The organism is Pseudomonas sp. BIGb0278, assembly GCF_024809895.1.
GTDB lineage: Bacteria > Pseudomonadota > Gammaproteobacteria > Pseudomonadales > Pseudomonadaceae > Aquipseudomonas > Aquipseudomonas shirazensis.
The window spans coordinates 279,212-295,962 of the sequence record NZ_JANUEL010000004.1 but is presented as its reverse complement, the minus strand read 5'-3'; the positions used below and the strand labels follow the sequence as shown (position 1 = coordinate 295,962).

The following is a 16,751-nucleotide window of genomic DNA, read 5'->3' as shown; positions in this document are numbered from 1 at the left end:
CTGCGCTGGCCATGTGCCGGGCGTTAGCGCTATGGTCGTGGTTTGCCCCAGGCCCTGAGCCTGACCGAGCCATCGCAAGGATTTCGTATGAGCCTGTCACTTCTCAGCCGCTATGCATTTTTCGCCGCATGCGTCCTCTTCACCCTCGCCAGCCTGCCGTTCATCCATCATGAATGGCTCTGGCCGCTCACCCTGACCAGCGCCTTACTGAGCCTGATCGGCGTGTTCGACCTGCTGCAAAAGCGCCACGCGGTGCGCCGCAACTACCCGATCCTGGGCAATATTCGCTACCTGGTCGAGGCCATTCGCCCGGAAATCCGCCAGTACCTGCTGGAATCCGACAGCGACGCCCTGCCGTTCTCCCGCGCGCAGCGCTCGCTGGTTTATGCGCGGGCCAAGAACGAGGCTTCGGACAAACCCTTCGGCACCCTGATCGACGTTTACCAGTCGGGCTTCGAGTTCATCGGCCATTCGATGCGCCCGGCGCCGCTGGCGGACCCTGCGAGCTTTCGGATCATCATCGGCGGCCCGCAGTGCATCCAGCCGTACTCGGCATCGATCTTCAACATCTCGGCGATGAGCTTTGGCTCGCTTAGCGCCAACGCCATTCGCGCGCTCAACCAGGGCGCCAAGCTGGGCAACTTTGCCCATGACACCGGCGAGGGCAGCATCAGCCCGTATCACCGCGAACACGGCGGCGACCTGACCTGGGAGCTGGGCAGTGGCTACTTCGGTTGCCGCACCGCCGATGGCCGTTTCGACCCCGAGCGCTTTGCCGAGCAGGCGCGCAATCCGCAGGTGCGGATGATCGAGATCAAGATGAGCCAAGGCGCCAAGCCGGGCCATGGCGGGATCCTGCCCAAGCACAAGGTCACCGCCGAAATTGCCGAAACCCGCGGCATTCTGATGGGTGAAGACTGCATTTCACCGTCCCGTCACAGCGCCTTCTCGACGCCTATCGAGTTGATGCAGTTCATTGCCCAACTGCGCCAGTTGTCCGGCGGCAAGCCGGTTGGTTTCAAGTTCTGCCTGGGGCACCCGTGGGAATTCATGGGCATCGCCAAGGCCATGCTCGAGACCGGCATCCTGCCCGACTTCATCGTCGTCGACGGCAAGGAAGGCGGCACCGGCGCCGCGCCGGTGGAATTCACCGACCATATCGGCGTGCCCCTGCGTGAGGGGCTGCTGTTCGTGCACAACACCCTGGTCGGGCTGAACCTGCGAGACAAGATCAAGCTCGGCGCCAGCGGCAAGATCGTCAGCGCCTTCGACATCGCCAGCGTGCTGGCCATCGGTGCCGACTGGGCCAACTCGGCGCGTGGCTTCATGTTTGCCATCGGCTGCATTCAGTCGCAAAGCTGCCACACCAACAAGTGCCCGACCGGAGTCGCCACCCAGGACCCACTGCGCCAGCGGGCGCTGGTGGTGCCGGACAAAGCCAACCGCGTCCTCAACTTCCACCACAATACCCTGCGCGCGCTGGCCGAAATGCTCGCGGCGGCAGGCCTGGAGCACCCGGCGCAGTTGGAGGCCAAGCACTTGGTACGGCGGATTTCGGCAACCGAAATCAAGCTGTTCTCGCAGATGCACGTGTTTCTCAAACCGGGCGAGCTGCTCACCGGCGAGGTCGATGGGCAGTTCTATTCGCGGATGTGGCAACTGGCTCGGGCCGACAGCTTCGAGCCCCACAGCGAGCAGGCCGCCTAAGCGTTTGCAGCAGGTGTCGGCAGTGTCAGCGCGGCATGCCGCCGATGCCGCTCACAAAATTTTCACCTGCTGCGGTCAGCGTCTAAGCTTCAGACACGCAAGACGAAATTACTTGGCCGGATAGATGACTATGGGCGCACAGTGGCAATCGGAACCCTCCAGCACCCAAGCACCTGAAGCAGGTCTGGATAATGCTCCGCAGCCAAAACCACCTCGTCAGCGCAGGTTGTGGTGGCGATTGATCATTCTCGTCGTGCTGCTGGCGATGATTGCCATCGGCTTTGCGGCCTATGACGAAATGCAGACCTCGAACCTGCAATCGCGCGAGTTCAGCCGCCTGGCCGCGACCTTGACCTACAGCTTGGAGCCAGGCCCCAGCGATGCCATCGTCTACCCCGGTGAAGGGCCTTTCGACAAGCGCCTGGGCTACAGCGCGCTGGGTGAGTTTCTGCCGCGTCTGCTCAAGCGCGATTACCTGATCAGCGAGCAGGTCCGGTTTTCTCCGGCATTGATGGACTATGTCGACCACGGCCTGTTCGTGCCTTTTGTCGAGAAAATCCAGGCGGGTTTGACCATCACCGATTGTCGCGGCGACATGCTCTACCAGTACAACTACCCGCAGCACCTGTACCCGGACTTTGCCGCGATCCCGCCGGTGATGGTCAAGAGCCTGCTGTTTATCGAGAACCGCGACCTGCTCGACCCGGCCGACCCGCGCAACAACCCGGCAGTGGACTGGCCACGCTTCGCCAAGGCCGCCTACAGCCAGATTGCCAAGTACTTCGCCCTGCCCGGCCAGTCGGCCGGCGGCAGCACGCTGGCCACCCAGCTGGAGAAATACCGCCACTCACCGGACGGCCTGACCGTTTCGGGGAGCGAAAAACTGCGCCAGATGCTCTCGGCCAGCGTGCGCGCGTACAAGGGCGGCCCTGATACCACCGAGTCGCGCCAGCGCATCGTGCGTGATTACCTCAACAGCGTGCCGCTGTCGGCAGTACCTGGACACGGCGAAGTGCACGGCATGGCCGAAGGTTTGCGCGTCTGGTATGGCGCGGACTTCGATCAGGTCAACCGCGCCCTCGCCTCGACTGCCACCGATGCCGACAGCCTTGCCGAGCGGGGCTTGGCCTTGCGCCAGGTGCTGTCGTTGATGATCGCCCAGCGCCGCCCTTCGCATTACCTGTCCAAAGGCCGCATCGAGCTGGCCGAACTGACCGACTCGCATATTCGCGTGCTGACTGCGGCGAATATCATCGAGCGGCCACTGGCGGATGCCGCGTTGGCCAGCAAAGCGCGCTATCGCGATTGGGTAGCGCAGCCGACCATCGTCCCGATCATCACCAACAAGGGCATCAGCCTGGCCCGCAACCGCCTGGCCGGTATGCTCAACCGGCCTCTCTATGACCTCGACCGCCTCGACCTGTCGGCCACCAGCACCCTGCAGGGTGATCTGCAGAACCAGGTCAGCGACTATCTGAAAAAACTCTCCGACCCAGCTTTTGCCGGGGAGATGGGCCTGATCGGCGAGCGCCTGCTGACCAGCAAGACTACCGATCAGGTGCGCTACAGCTTCACCCTGTTCGAACGTACCGCCGATGGCTCGCGGGTTCGTGTGCAAACCGACAGCACCGACCAGGCCTTCGATATCAACGAGGGCAGCAAGCTCGAGCTGGGCTCCACCGCCAAGCTGCGGGTACTCACCACCTACCTGCAGATCATCGCCGAGCTGCACGACAAGTATGCCGGCAAGCCAGTCAGCGAGCTGAAGAAGGTGGATGTCGCAGAGCTGGACCGGTTGACCCAATGGTCGCTGGAATGGCTGACCCTCAACAGCAAGAATCAAAACCTCGATGCGATGCTCGACGCAGCGCTCGAGCGCAAATACTCGGCCAGTACCGGTGAGGCATTCTTTACCGGCGGTGGCATGCATGTGTTCAACAACTTCCGCAAGGAAGACAACGGTCGCAACCCGACCCTCAAGGACGCACTGCGCGAGTCGATCAACCTGCCGTTCATTCGCCTGATGCGCGACATCGTCCGCTATGTCACCTACCAGCAACCGTTCAACCGGGCGATGCTGCTCAAAGACGATGGCGACCCGCGCCGGCAGGAATACCTGGCACGCTTTGCTGATCGCGAAGGCAGCAACTACCTCATGCGCTTCTGGAAAAAGTACCAGCGCAAGACCTCGCAACAGCGCCTGGATACCTTCCTCGACAGCATGCGGGTCACCCCGCAGCGGCTGGCAGCGGTGCACCGCTATCTGTTCCCGGAAGCCTCCCAGGAAACCTTCAACGCCTTCGTCCGCGCGCACAGCAAGGGCGACAAAAAAGCCTTGGCCAAGCTCGACGATGGTCGCCTGTCGCAGATGTACGACAGTTACGGCCCCGGCAAATACGACCTGCCCGACCAGGGCTTTATCGCCAAGGTGCACCCGCTTGACCTGTGGCTGCTCGGTTACCTGCTGAAAAACCCCGGCGCGAGCCTGAGCGAGATGCTCAATGCCGGTCGGTTCGAGCGCCAGGAAGTCTATGGCTGGTTGTTCAAGAGCCGCCACCAGGGTGCCCGTGACAGTCGTATCCGGACCATGGTCGAGATCGAGGCGTTTCTCGATATACATCAACGCTGGAAGCAGGTCGGCTACCCGTTCGATCATCTGGTGCCATCCCTGGCCACCGCCATCGGCAGCTCGGGCGATCGTCCGGCAGCGCTGTCCGAGCTGGTCGGGATCATCCAGAACGACGGTGTGCGCTTGCCGACACTGCGCCTCGACACCCTGCACTTTGCCGCCAATACGCCGTATGAGACCAAGCTGATCAGCGATCCGGACCGCGGCAAGCGGATTCTGCCGGTTGAAGTCGCACGCGCGCTTAAAGGCGCCATGTCGCAAGTGGTAGACGCCGGTACGGCAAGGCGTATCTCCGGCAGCTTCAAGCTGCACGATGGCACGCCACTGGTGATGGGCGGCAAGACCGGTACCGGCGACAACCGCATCGAGAGCTTTGGCGCTGGCGGTCGGCTGATCGGTTCGCGCTCGCTGAACCGCACCGCAACCTTCGTGTTCTTCCTGGGCGACAACCACTTCGGCACCCTCACCGCCTTTGTGCCTGGGCGCACGGCAGAGGCCTTCACCTTCACTTCGGCATTGCCAGTGCAGGCGCTGAAAGGGATGGCACCGATCCTGATGCCGTATCTCGAACCAGGCAGTAGCACCGAGTGCAAACCACCTCAGTTAGCGGCCAACCACTGACAGCACAGTCACCGCCCGGACAGCCCGGGTGGTGACTGATCGAATAACCAAATGAGAATCATCACTATCTTTGGCTTGTCTTAAGATATATCTTGAGTAGTATCTAACGATATATCGCAGACGGAGCCTTTAGACCATGCGTGATCACGATCCCTTCGACCGCCGCCCCGCCCGCGGCGAACGCGGCCCGCGGGTATTTGCCCCCGGCGACCTGAAATTGCTGCTGCTGGCCATGCTTGCCGAACAGGCCGGCCATGGCTACGACCTGATTCGCCAGATCGAGACGTTGTTCGAGGGCAGCTACAGCCCGAGCCCCGGCGTGATCTATCCAACCCTGAATTTCCTTGAAGAAGCCGAACTGATCAGCGGCCAGGTCCAGGGCAGCAAACGCCTTTACGCCATTACCGATGCCGGGCGCACTGCCCTGACCGAGCAAGCCGTCGCCGTCGATGGTGTGCGCATGCGCATCGAAGTCAGCAAGCGAGCACTGCGTGGCCATGATCGCCCACCGGAAATTCATGAGGCCGTGGGCAACCTGCGCCATGCCCTGCATATGCACAGCGGCCGCTGGAACAGCGCCGAGATCGAGCGGGTCAGCAATCTGCTCAACGACACCGCCAAGGCCATTGCCGCCGGCCCGACCGATTCCGTCACGGAGAACACTTGATGAACAACAGCATTCACCGCGTCAATCACGAAATCAAACAGCGTCGGCTGCAGGTACTGCGGGTGACCGATCTGACTCCGCGCATGCGCCGCATCACTCTTGGCGGGCCGGAGCTGGCAGGCTTTGTCAGCCTGGGCAGCGACGACCATATCAAGCTGTTGTTCGGCGTGACTGCTGCCGAACAGGCGGCCATCGACGCGCGCCAGTCGGGCCGCGACGGTGGCGCTCGGCCGACCATGCGCGAGTACACCCCGCGCCGCTATAACCTGGCCAGCGGCGAGCTGGATATCGACTTCGTCCTGCATGGCGACGGCCCTGCTTCGACCTGGGCAGCTCAGGCTCAACCGGGCCAGGTGTTGAACATCGCCGGGCCAAGGGCTTCGCTGGTGGTGCCGGACATTTTTGACAGCTACCTGCTGATTGGCGACGAGACGGCGATCCCGGCCATCGCCCGGCGCTTGCACGAGTTGCCGGCAGGTCGCCGGGTGCTCGCGCTGATTCAGATTGCCGACGACCAGGAACGCCAGCCGTTGCCGAGCCAGGCTGAGGTCGAGGTGATCTGGGTGCAACGAGACAAGCAGGACCTGCTGGCAGTGATCAGCGAGTTGCCTTTGCCGGAGGGCGAGCTGTACAGCTGGGTCGCGCTGGAGAAGTCTTTGACTCGACAGGCCAAGACCTTGCTGCTGGAAAAAGGCGTTCACGAGGATGCCTTGAAAGCCGCCGCCTACTGGCGTGCCGATGGGAGTACTGACGACGAGTAATCTCAGTCGAGATACGGGGCTGCGGCCCTGTAGGAGCGGCCTTTTGTCGCGATAGGCCAGCGAAGCTGGCCCGGCGATATCAGCGGCGAAGCGGAAAATGTGGGGCCGCTTCGCAGCCCTTTCGCGACACAAGGCCGCTCCTACAGGAACCGCGCATGACCCAGGAATAACGTGGTCAGGGTAGCGGCTGCGTCCTTCGCCGCCCCTGCCAGCGATCCAGCGCCAGCAATACCAGCCCGATCGCCCAGAACGCGACCAACACCACCAGCGCATTGATCATCACCTGCCCATAACCAAGGCTGGCGACATCAATGAACGGATAGGGATAAACCCCGATCTGCTGCCCACGCCACAACGTATAGGCGAAATACACCGCCGGATACAGGCTCCACCAGCCCAGGTCAGACAGGCGCAGCTGCCCCTTGGGCACCACTCGCCACCAATACACTACAAACAGCAGCGGCATCACATCGTGCAGCAACTCGTCCGCAAGCCATTGCCAGCCCTGGGGATGCCACAAGTGGCGCAGCAGCAAGCTGTAGGCAATCGACACCAGCACAATGCTGGCAGCAATGCCTGAGCTGACCCGCGCAGACAAGAACCAACGCCGTGCCGCCGCGGCGTGGCCAAACGCCGCGTAGCTCAGCACGGTCGCCACCAGCGTATTGCTTAAGACGGTGAAAAAGCCGAACAGATTGATCAACCCGCCAATCAGGCTGGCCTGCTCCTGCCAGCGCGCCAGCAACACCAGGTACAGCTGCACACTCAAGCCGAACCAGCCCAGCAGCGCAGCCAGGCTCAGCCATGGATGACGAGCCATTCAGCCTTTGCGCTGCAGCTTGATGTACAGGTACTCGACCTTCTCTCGTGCCCACGGCGTCTTGCGCAAAAAGGCCAGGCTCGACTTGATCGACGGGTCGCTCTTGAAGCAGCGCACATCGATGCGTTCGGCCAGGCCTTGCCACTGGTAGTGAGCGACCAGCTCGGTGAGGATCTGCTCGAGCGTCTTGCCGTGCAATGCGTTGTGGTTGGCCGTGCTCATGCGGAGCTCCTGCGGTGAAAAGAGGCGCAGATTACACGAGTGTAGAAGCAAAAACCTCTGGCCAGCACTCAGCCAAGCAATGTTATAGTGTAACAATACTAATACCTTGCCAAGGAACGCTTGATCTCATGTTGCCGCTACCGCTGCGCCTTTCCCCGCTTGCCGCTGCCCTTTGGCTGGCCTCCCCCGCCAGCCACGCCGTTGAACTGCAGCCACAGGTTATTACTGCCAATCCGCTGGGCAACGCTCAACTTGCCGCGCCAAGTACAGTGCTCGAAGGCGACGCGTTGCTGCACCAGCAGCACGCCAGCCTCGGTGAAACCCTCAACAAGCAGCCCGGGGTCGCCTCAACCTGGTTTGGCCCGGGCGCCAGCCGCCCGGTGATCCGCGGCCTGGACGGTGATCGCATTCGTATCCTGCGCAATGGCGTCGGCGCGCTGGATGCTTCGTCGCTGTCGTATGACCATGCGGTGCCACTGGACCCGGTCACCGTCGAGCGGGTTGAAATCATCCGCGGCCCAGCGGCGCTGCTGTATGGCGGCAATGCCATCGGCGGCGTGGTCAACACCTTCGACAACCGCATCCCCGATGCCCCTATCGACGGCATTCACGGTGCGGGTGAGCTGCGCTACGGCGGCGCCGACACCACCCGCAGCAGCGCCGGCAAGCTCGAAGCCGGTGACGGCAACTTCGCCTTGCACCTGGATGCCAACAGCCGCCAGTTCAATGACCTGCGCATTCCTGGCTATGCGCGCAGCGGCAAGGTCCGCGACAGTGCCGAGCCGGGCAGCAAACACCGCCTGGAGAACAGCGACGGTCGCCAGGACGGCGGCGCTATTGGCGGCGCCTATCACTGGGAGCACGGTTACAGCGGGTTCTCCTACAGCCGTTACGACAGCAACTACGGCTCGGTTGCCGAGCCCGGCGTGCGCCTGGACATGCAGCAGGACCACTACGGTTTCGCCTCTGAACTGCGCGATCTGGACGGCCCGTTCAGCTCGGTCAAGGTCGACGCTGGCTACACCGATTACCAGCACCGCGAGATCGAAAGCGGCGAAGTGCACACCACCTTCAAGAACAAAGGCTACGAGGCGCGCATCGAGGCCAGGCATCAACCGCTGGGGCCAGTGGAAGGGGTGATCGGCGCGCAGGTCAGCCGCAATCAGTTCTCCGCGTTGGGTGAAGAAGCCTTCGTGCCCTACACCGACACCGACAGCCTAGCGCTGTTTCTGTTAGAGCAGTGGCAGGCCAGCGAGCGCCTGAACCTGAGCTTCGGTGCACGTCTGGAACACACCCGGGTCGACCCGGATGCCAAGGGCAACGAGGACTTCGCCGCCGCTGACAGCACCAGTACCTTCAATGCCGTGAGCCTGTCTGCAGGCGCGGTGTATCAGCTTGACCCGATCTGGTCGCTGGCGGCCAACCTCGGCTACACCGAGCGCGCGCCGACCTTCTATGAGCTGTATGCCAATGGTGCGCACGTGGCGACCGGCGCCTATGAAGTGGGTGATGCCAGCCTGAACAAGGAAAAAGCGATCGCCGCCGACCTGGCCCTGCGGTTTGACAATGGCACGCACAAGGGCAGTGTCGGCGTGTTCTATAGCCACTTTCGCAATTACATTGGCCTTATCAGCAGCGGCAATTTGCGTGAAGGGCATCATCATGATGGCGACGATGATCACGATCATGACCATGACCATGACCATGACCACGGTGATATTCCCGAATACCTGTACCAAGGTGTGCCTGCGCGCTTCTATGGCATCGAGGCGCAGGATCGCTGGCAGTTGCTGGAAAACCGCTACGGCAGCTTTGCCCTGGAACTGTCAGGCGACTACACCCGCGCCAATAACCTCGACACGGGTGAGCCGCTGCCACGGATTGCGCCGCTACGCCTCAACAGCGGCCTGCTCTGGTCGCTGGACCGCTGGCAGGCGCGCGTCGATGTACAGCATGCAGCCTCGCAGCAACGCAAGCCGTCCAACGAAACCAGCACTGACGGCTACACCACCTTGGGCGCAAGCGTCGGCTACCGCTTCGATGTCGGCCAGAGCCAATGGCTGGCGTTTGTCCGCGGCGAGAACCTGACCAATCAGACGGTGCGCTACGCCAGTTCGATCTTGCGCGACATTGCCCCAGCGCCTGGGCGTAGTGTCGAGGTTGGCCTGCGTACAAGCTTCTGAGGAACTGCACTGGGGCCATTATGGCTGGCTCGATTGAGCTGGCCATGGTGACCACAGCCATAGCGCTAGGCCCATTGTTGCTGCAGTAGTAACAATCAAGTGCGACATTTTGTCTTTTTTTATTACCCCTTCCGCTATATCCTGCCGCCGCACTGAATCGCTTCAGCCCATATTCCCCCAGCCATACGCCATCGAAGAGCGTGCTTTTCGATGCGATTGGGTATTTTTCGTCAATCCAAAGATAGCGCTATCTCATGTTCCAGCTACCCCGTAGTCGTTATGCCGCCTTAGGCCTGTCCACACTCCTCTGTGGCGTTACGCCCGCCACGCTTGCCGGTGAAATGTTCGCCAGTGACTCGCCGTGGATGCTTGGCGACTGGAACGGCAGCCGCAGTGACCTGCGCGAGCGCGGCTACGACTTCACCCTCGGCTACACGGGTGAAATGGGCAGCAACCTGCATGGCGGCTACGACCATGACCGCAGCGCGCGCTACAGCGACCAGTTCACCTTTGGCAGCCACCTTGACCTGCAGAAGATCCTCGGCTGGAACGCCACCGAGGTGCAGTTGACCGTGACCGAGCGCCACGGCCAGAACATCAGCAATGACCGCATCAACGACCCGCGCGTAGGGGGGTTTACCTCCGCCCAGGAAGTCTGGGGTCGCGGCCAGACCTGGCGCCTGACTCAGCTGTGGATCAAGCAAAAGTACCTCGATGGCGTCCTCGACGTGAAATTCGGCCGCTTCGGCGAAGGCGAAGACTTCAACAGCTTCCCCTGCGACTTCCAGAACCTGGCGTTCTGCGGCTCGCAGGTCGGCAACTGGGTTGGCGGCATCTGGTACAACTGGCCGGTCAGCCAATGGGCCCTGCGCGTGCGTTACAACCTGAGCGATACGCTGTACGCCCAGGTCGGCGTGTTCGAGCAGAACCCTTCCAACCTCGAGTCGGGCAATGGCTTCAAGCTCAGCGGCAGCGGTACCCAGGGCGCGGTGATGCCGATCGAACTGGTCTGGAGCCCACAGGTCAATGGACTTGCAGGGGAATATCGCGCCGGCTACTACTACAGTAATGCCAAGGCTCAGGACGTACTGCGCGACAGCAGTGGCCAACCCGCCGCCATCAGCGGCGCTGCCTACCGCAGCCGCTCGAGCAAACACGGTTTCTGGCTCGGCGCGCAGCAGCAGGTGACCTCGCAGGCGTCCGACCAGTCACGCGGCCTGAGCTTTTTTGCCAATGCCACATTGCACGACAAGAAAACCAATGCCATCGACAACTACGTTCAGGCAGGTGTGCTGTACAAGGGGCCATTCGATGCCCGGGCCAAGGACGACATCGGTTTCGCCCTCGCCCGCGTGCACGTCAACCCCGGCTACCGCAAGAACGCCCGCCTGGCCAATCAGGCGGCCGGCATCAGTGATTACGACAACCCAGGCTACCTGCCTGTGCAAGACACCGAATACAGCGCCGAGCTCTACTACGGCGTGCACCTGGCCGACTGGCTCACCGTGCGTCCCAACCTGCAGTACATCCGCCATCCAGGCGGGGTATCGGCAGTCGACGACGCACTGATCGCCGGCCTGAAGATTCAAAGCAGTTTCTGACCTCAACTTTCACGGAGTACCTTTGATGAGCACTGACGGTGCCAAAACCGGAACCCGCTGGCTACCGCGCCTGCTAGGCGTGCTGCTGGTGCTGATGGGCCTGGCCCTGCTGGCCGGCGGTATCAAGCTCAGCCAGCTGGGCGGATCGCTTTACTACCTGCTGGCCGGCATCGGCTTTGCCGTCAGCGGCATCCTGCTGTTGGCCAAACGGCAGATCGCCCTTGGTGTCTACGGCGTGGTGCTGCTGGCCAGCACCGCCTGGGCGCTGTGGGAAGTTGGCCTGGACTGGTGGCAACTGGTGCCGCGCCTGGCGATCTGGTTCGCCCTTGGCGTAGTCCTGCTGCTGCCGTGGGCACGCCGCCCGCTGCTTGGCCCGGCCTCCCGAGCCAACACCGCGCTGCTCAGCGTTGCAGTAGTTGCCGCCGGCGCCACCGCTCTGGCCAGCCAGTTCACTCACCCGGGCGAGATCCGCGGCGAGTTCAACCGCGACAGCAGCGAAATGGCCAGCACCGCCCCGGCCATGCCTGACGGCGACTGGCAGGCGTATGGCCGTACCGAGCACGGCGACCGCTACTCGCCGCTGCGCCAGATCACCGCGCAGAATGCCTACCGCCTGGAAGAAGCCTGGCGCATCCGCACCGGCGACCTGCCCACTGAAAACGACCCGGTCGAACTGACCAACCAGAACACGCCGCTGAAGGTCAACGGCATGCTCTACGCCTGTACTGCGCACAGCAAGCTGCTGGCGCTGGACCCGGACACCGGTGCCGAAATCTGGCGCTTCGACCCGCAAGTAAAGAGTCCGGTGGGTACCTTCAAGGGCTTCGCCCACATGACCTGCCGGGGTGCGTCCTACTATGACGAGAACCGCTACGTCAGCCGTGACGGCAGCCCGGCGCCGAAAATTTCCGATGCTGGCCAGGTCGTTGCCCAGGCATGCCCGCGCCGCCTGTACCTGCCGACCGCCGATGCGCGCCTGATCGCCATCAACGCCGACACCGGCAAGGTCTGCGAAGGCTTCGCCAACCAGGGCGTCATCGATCTGACTACCGGCATTGGCCCGTTCACCGCAGGTGGTTACTACTCGACGTCGCCTGCAGCGATTACCCGCGATCTGGTGATCATCGGCGGCCATGTCACCGATAACGAGTCGACCAACGAACCGTCCGGGGTGATTCGCGCCTATGACGTGCACGATGGTCATCTGGTATGGAACTGGGACAGCAACAACCCGGATGACACCAAGCCACTGGCACCTGGCAAGACCTACAGCCGCAACTCGGCCAACATGTGGTCGATCGCCAGCGTCGATGAAGACCTGGGCATGATCTACCTGCCACTGGGCAACCAGACCCCTGACCAGTGGGGCGCGGATCGCACCCCGGGCGCCGAGAAGTACAGCGCCGGTATCGTTGCCCTGGACCTGGCCACCGGCAAGGCCCGTTGGAACTACCAGTTCACTCACCACGACCTGTGGGACATGGACGTCGGCAGCCAGCCGACCCTGATGCACCTGAAGACCGATGACGGCGTCAAGCCAGCGGTGATCGTGCCAACCAAGCAGGGCAGCCTGTATGTACTTGACCGTCGCGACGGCACGCCGATTGTGCCGATCCGCGAGATCCCGGTGCCGCAGGGCGCGGTCAAGGGTGACCACACCGCCCCGACCCAGGCCCGCTCCGACCTCAACCTGCTGGGCCCGGACCTGACCGAACAGGCCATGTGGGGCGCCACCCCGTTTGACCAGATGCTCTGCCGCATCCAGTTCCGTGAACTACGCTACGAAGGCCAATACACCCCGCCGTCGGAACAGGGCAGCCTGATCTACCCCGGCAACGTCGGTGTGTTCAACTGGGGCAGCGTGTCGATCGACCCGGTGCGCCAATTGATGTTCACCTCGCCCAACTACATGGCCTTCGTGTCGAAGATGGTGCCGCGCGAGCAAGTCGCTGCCGACAGCAAGCGCGAAAGTGAAACCAGCGGCGTGCAGCCCAACAGCGGTGCTCCGTACGCCGTAATCATGCACCCCTTCATGTCGCCACTGGGCGTGCCATGCCAGGCACCGGCCTGGGGTTATGTAGCCGCCATCGACCTGTTCACCAACAAGGTGGTGTGGAAGCACAAGAACGGCACCACCCGTGACAGCACGCCGATCCCGATCGGTATGCCGGTCGGTGTGCCGAGCATGGGCGGCTCGATGGTCACTGCGGGCGGTGTCGGCTTCCTCAGCGGCACCCTCGACCAGTACCTGCGTGCCTATGACGTGCACAACGGCGCCGAACTGTGGAAGGCGCGCCTGCCAGCAGGTGGCCAGGCCACGCCGATGACCTACACCGGCAAGGACGGCAAGCAGTATGTGCTGGTCACCGCCGGCGGCCACGGCTCGCTGGGCACCAAGATGGGTGATTACATCATCGCTTACAAACTGGCCGACTAATCCTCGCGCCAGTGCATCACCTGCATAAAAGAAGCGGAACCTGTACGGTTCCGCTTTTTTTTGGCCCCTTATAAATAGCGCGCTAACCTCTTCATCTACGCTGGCTTGAAACCCATTGGCCTTTACCCCATCTAAGCACCATAGTCATTAACTCAGGTGCCTCATGAGCGACCAGCAGGATCATTCGGAACAGCCCGACGAACATAGCGAAATCGAACACCTCGAAGGCGCCGCAATCCCTGGCCATGCCCTGGCCCTGCCCGGCCAACAGCTGCCAGACAAGGTCTACGTCATCCCGATTCACAACCGCCCATTCTTCCCGGCCCAGGTGCTGCCGGTGATCGTCAACGAAGAGCCATGGGCAGAAACCCTCGACCTGGTGGCCAAGACCGATCACCACTCGCTGGCGCTGTTCTTCATGGATACGCCGCCCGAAGATCACCGTCACTTCGACACTTCGGCATTGCCCGAGTACGGCACCCTGGTCAAGGTCCACCACGCCAGCCGCGAGAACGGCAAGCTGCAGTTCGTTGCCCAGGGCCTGACCCGGGTGCGCATCCGTACCTGGCTCAAACACCATCGCCCACCTTATCTGGTCGAAGTCGAGTACCCGCGCCAGTCGACCGAGCCGACCGATGAGGTCAAGGCGTACGGCATGGCCTTGATCAACGCGATCAAGGAGTTGCTGCCGCTCAACCCGTTGTACAGCGAAGAGCTGAAGAACTATCTCAACCGCTTCAGCCCCAACGACCCGTCGCCGCTGACCGACTTCGCTGCGGCACTGACCTCGGCCACCGGCAAGCAGCTGCAGGAAGTGCTCGACTGCGTGCCCATGCTCAAACGCATGGAAAAAGTCTTGCCGATGCTGCGCAAGGAAGTGGAAGTCGCCCACCTGCAGAACGAGATCTCGGCAGAGGTCAACCGGCAGATCGGCGAGCACCAGCGCGAGTTCTTCCTCAAGGAACAGCTCAAGGTCATCCAGCAGGAACTTGGCCTGACCAAGGACGACCGCAGCGCTGACCTTGAGCAGTTCAAGCAGCGCCTGGAGGGCAAGACCCTGCCTGCCACCGCGAAAAAACGCCTTGATGAAGAGCTGGGCAAGCTGGCGATCCTGGAAACCGGCTCGCCGGAATACGCCGTTACCCGCAACTATCTGGAATGGGCCAGCGCCCTGCCCTGGGGCGTTTACGGCAAGGACAAGCTCGACCTCAAGCATGCACGCAAGGTGCTTGATCAGCATCACGCCGGGCTGGATGACATCAAGGAGCGGATTCTCGAGTTCCTCGCCGTCGGCGCCTGGAAAGGCGAGATCAGTGGCTCGATCGTGTTGCTGGTTGGCCCGCCCGGGGTGGGCAAGACCAGCATCGGCAAGTCCATCGCCGAATCGCTCGGCCGGCCGTTCTACCGCTTCAGTGTCGGCGGCATGCGCGACGAGGCCGAGATCAAGGGCCACCGCCGCACCTACATTGGCGCCCAGCCGGGCAAGCTGGTGCAGGCGCTGAAAGATGTTGAGGTGATGAACCCGGTGATCATGCTCGACGAGATCGACAAGATGGGCCAGAGCTATCAGGGCGACCCGGCCTCGGCGCTGCTGGAAACCCTCGACCCGGAGCAAAACGTCGATTTCCTTGATCACTATCTGGACTTGCGCCTGGACCTGTCCAAGGTGTTGTTCGTGTGTACCGCCAACACCCTCGACTCGATTCCGGGGCCTCTGCTCGACCGCATGGAAGTGATCCGCCTGTCTGGTTACATCTCCGAAGAGAAGCTGGCCATCGCCAAGCGTCACCTGTGGCCCAAGCAGCTGGAGAAAGCCGGTGTCGCCAAGACCAGCCTGACCATCAGCGACAGTGCGCTGCGACTGGTGATCGACGGCTATGCGCGGGAAGCTGGCGTGCGGCAACTGGAGAAGCAACTGGGCAAGCTGGTGCGCAAGGCCGTGATGAAATTGCTCGAAGAACCAACGGCCAAGCTCAAGATCGCCCCCAAGGACCTCGAAGCCGCACTGGGCATGCCGGTATTTCGCAGCGAACAAGTGCTGGCAGGCAAAGGCGTGATCACTGGCCTGGCCTGGACCAGCATGGGCGGTGCCACGCTGCCGATCGAAGCCACGCGCATTCATACGCTCAACCGCGGCTTCAAGCTGACCGGCAAACTGGGTGATGTCATGAAGGAATCTGCTGAAATTGCCTACAGCTACGTCAGCGCCAATCTTAAGCAGTTTGGCGGCGACCCCGGTTTCTTCAACGAGGCCTTCATTCACCTGCATGTGCCTGAGGGTGCCACGCCCAAGGACGGTCCGAGTGCCGGCGTAACCATGGCCAGCGCACTGTTGTCGCTGGCTCGCGATCAGGCGCCGAAAAAAGGCGTGGCCATGACTGGCGAGCTGACCCTGACCGGCCAGGTCCTGCCGATCGGCGGTGTGCGCGAGAAGATCATCGCCGCCAAGCGGCAAAAACTCTTCGAGCTGATCCTCCCCGAAGCCAACCGCGGCGACTTCGAGGAACTGCCGGAGTACCTGCGCGAAGGGCTTACGGTGCATTTCGCCAAGCGCTTTACCGACGTGGCCAAGGTATTATTCTGATCTGAGGGCGTTCGACCCCGTGCTGCCAGTCACGGGGTCGAACAGCCGAAAACACCAGCAGGCTGGACAGACCTGCAAGTGCTTCGGTTATGCTCGGTCATCGCCCGTTTCCGGAGCCAACATGACAGCCACCCGCCTCCTTGTCGCCTCAAGCCTGACCCTGATCACCGCCTGCGCCCAGCAGCCCCCGCAGAACGTCGACCTGGACGCGAAACATGAATGTCCGGTCCGCCTGCAACTGGGTCAGAGCCTGACGTTGAGCCTCCCGAGCAACCCGACCACCGGCTACCGCTGGCGGGTCGACAACGCTGCACCTGAAGTCCTCCGAGCGCTGAGCCCGGAGGTGTACAGCCAGCCGGAAGCGGCCGGCCTGGTCGGCAGCGCTGGCGTCTCGACCTGGCGCTTCCAGGCCAAGGCTGTCGGAGCAGCCCAGCTGACTCTGGTCTACCAGCAGCCCTGGGCACCAGAAGTACGGCCAGTGCAAACCTTCGATTGCGCCATCTCGGTCAGGTGATACTG

At 62.4% G+C, this 16,751-nt stretch carries 11 protein-coding genes; 9 read left to right on the top strand and 2 right to left on the bottom strand.

Annotated elements, in window-relative coordinates; genetic code table 11:
- The first annotated feature begins 87 nt into the window (after window positions 1–87).
- The 4 genes from M2396_RS16750 (at window position 88) to M2396_RS16735 (ending at window position 6,385) form a co-directional block, all read left to right on the top strand.
- On the top strand, window positions 88–1,707 hold the full coding sequence (locus tag M2396_RS16750; protein ID WP_259076121.1) for an FMN-binding glutamate synthase family protein: 1,620 nt from the start codon (window positions 88–90) through the stop codon (window positions 1,705–1,707).
- 130 nt (window positions 1,708–1,837) lie between these two features.
- On the top strand, window positions 1,838–4,957 hold the full coding sequence (locus tag M2396_RS16745) for a transglycosylase domain-containing protein (RefSeq protein WP_259076119.1): 3,120 nt from the start codon (window positions 1,838–1,840) through the stop codon (window positions 4,955–4,957).
- A gap of 136 nt (window positions 4,958–5,093) precedes the next feature.
- A complete protein-coding gene (locus M2396_RS16740) occupies window positions 5,094–5,624 on the top strand; it encodes a PadR family transcriptional regulator (RefSeq protein ID WP_259076117.1) in 531 nt (176 codons plus the stop codon).
- Window positions 5,624–6,385 (top strand): siderophore-interacting protein, encoded by a 762-nt coding sequence (locus tag M2396_RS16735; protein ID WP_259076116.1) that lies wholly within the window; start codon window positions 5,624–5,626, stop codon window positions 6,383–6,385. The genes M2396_RS16740 and M2396_RS16735 overlap by 1 nt, the downstream gene beginning before the upstream one ends.
- Window positions 6,386–6,560: 175 nt before the next feature.
- Here the strand turns inward: M2396_RS16735 and M2396_RS16730 are convergent, their stop codons facing one another.
- On the bottom strand, window positions 6,561–7,205 hold the full coding sequence (locus tag M2396_RS16730) for a Pr6Pr family membrane protein (RefSeq protein WP_101321867.1): 645 nt from the start codon (window positions 7,203–7,205) through the stop codon (window positions 6,561–6,563).
- Window positions 7,206–7,427: a VF530 family DNA-binding protein gene (locus M2396_RS16725; RefSeq protein ID WP_101321868.1), complete on the bottom strand. Its 222-nt coding sequence runs from the start codon at window positions 7,425–7,427 to the stop codon at window positions 7,206–7,208.
- Window positions 7,428–7,555: 128 nt separating this feature from the next.
- Between M2396_RS16725 and M2396_RS16720 the strand changes: the two genes are divergently transcribed.
- From M2396_RS16720 to M2396_RS16700, 5 genes are all read left to right on the top strand, one after another.
- Complete coding sequence (locus M2396_RS16720) at window positions 7,556–9,610, top strand: TonB-dependent receptor (RefSeq protein WP_259076112.1); 2,055 nt, start codon at window positions 7,556–7,558, stop codon at window positions 9,608–9,610.
- 254 nt (window positions 9,611–9,864) lie between these two features.
- Window positions 9,865–11,211, top strand: a complete 1,347-nt coding sequence (locus tag M2396_RS16715; protein WP_259076109.1) for a carbohydrate porin — start codon at window positions 9,865–9,867, stop codon at window positions 11,209–11,211.
- A 25-nt stretch (window positions 11,212–11,236) separates the two neighbouring features.
- Window positions 11,237–13,648, top strand: coding sequence for a glucose/quinate/shikimate family membrane-bound PQQ-dependent dehydrogenase (locus M2396_RS16710; RefSeq protein ID WP_259076106.1), 2,412 nt, complete (start codon window positions 11,237–11,239; stop codon window positions 13,646–13,648).
- Window positions 13,649–13,811: 163 nt separating this feature from the next.
- Entirely contained in the window at window positions 13,812–16,232 is a 2,421-nt protein-coding gene (lon, locus tag M2396_RS16705) for an endopeptidase La (RefSeq protein ID WP_259076104.1), read from the top strand.
- Between the two features lie 121 nt (window positions 16,233–16,353).
- Window positions 16,354–16,746 (top strand): protease inhibitor I42 family protein, encoded by a 393-nt coding sequence (locus M2396_RS16700; protein ID WP_150570578.1) that lies wholly within the window; start codon window positions 16,354–16,356, stop codon window positions 16,744–16,746.
- The last annotated feature ends 5 nt before the right edge of the window (window positions 16,747–16,751 follow it).

Coding starts and splice junctions, on each gene's coding strand:
- lon (WP_259076104.1), top strand. CDS start 13,812: ATGAGCGACCAGCAGGATCATTCGGAACAGCCCGACGAACATAGCGAA.
- M2396_RS16740 (WP_259076117.1), top strand. CDS start 5,094: ATGCGTGATCACGATCCCTTCGACCGCCGCCCCGCCCGCGGCGAACGC.
- M2396_RS16725 (WP_101321868.1), bottom strand. CDS start 7,427: ATGAGCACGGCCAACCACAACGCATTGCACGGCAAGACGCTCGAGCAG.
- M2396_RS16735 (WP_259076116.1), top strand. CDS start 5,624: ATGAACAACAGCATTCACCGCGTCAATCACGAAATCAAACAGCGTCGG.
- M2396_RS16710 (WP_259076106.1), top strand. CDS start 11,237: ATGAGCACTGACGGTGCCAAAACCGGAACCCGCTGGCTACCGCGCCTG.
- M2396_RS16715 (WP_259076109.1), top strand. CDS start 9,865: ATGTTCCAGCTACCCCGTAGTCGTTATGCCGCCTTAGGCCTGTCCACA.
- M2396_RS16750 (WP_259076121.1), top strand. CDS start 88: ATGAGCCTGTCACTTCTCAGCCGCTATGCATTTTTCGCCGCATGCGTC.
- M2396_RS16720 (WP_259076112.1), top strand. CDS start 7,556: ATGTTGCCGCTACCGCTGCGCCTTTCCCCGCTTGCCGCTGCCCTTTGG.
- M2396_RS16745 (WP_259076119.1), top strand. CDS start 1,838: ATGGGCGCACAGTGGCAATCGGAACCCTCCAGCACCCAAGCACCTGAA.
- M2396_RS16730 (WP_101321867.1), bottom strand. CDS start 7,205: ATGGCTCGTCATCCATGGCTGAGCCTGGCTGCGCTGCTGGGCTGGTTC.
- M2396_RS16700 (WP_150570578.1), top strand. CDS start 16,354: ATGACAGCCACCCGCCTCCTTGTCGCCTCAAGCCTGACCCTGATCACC.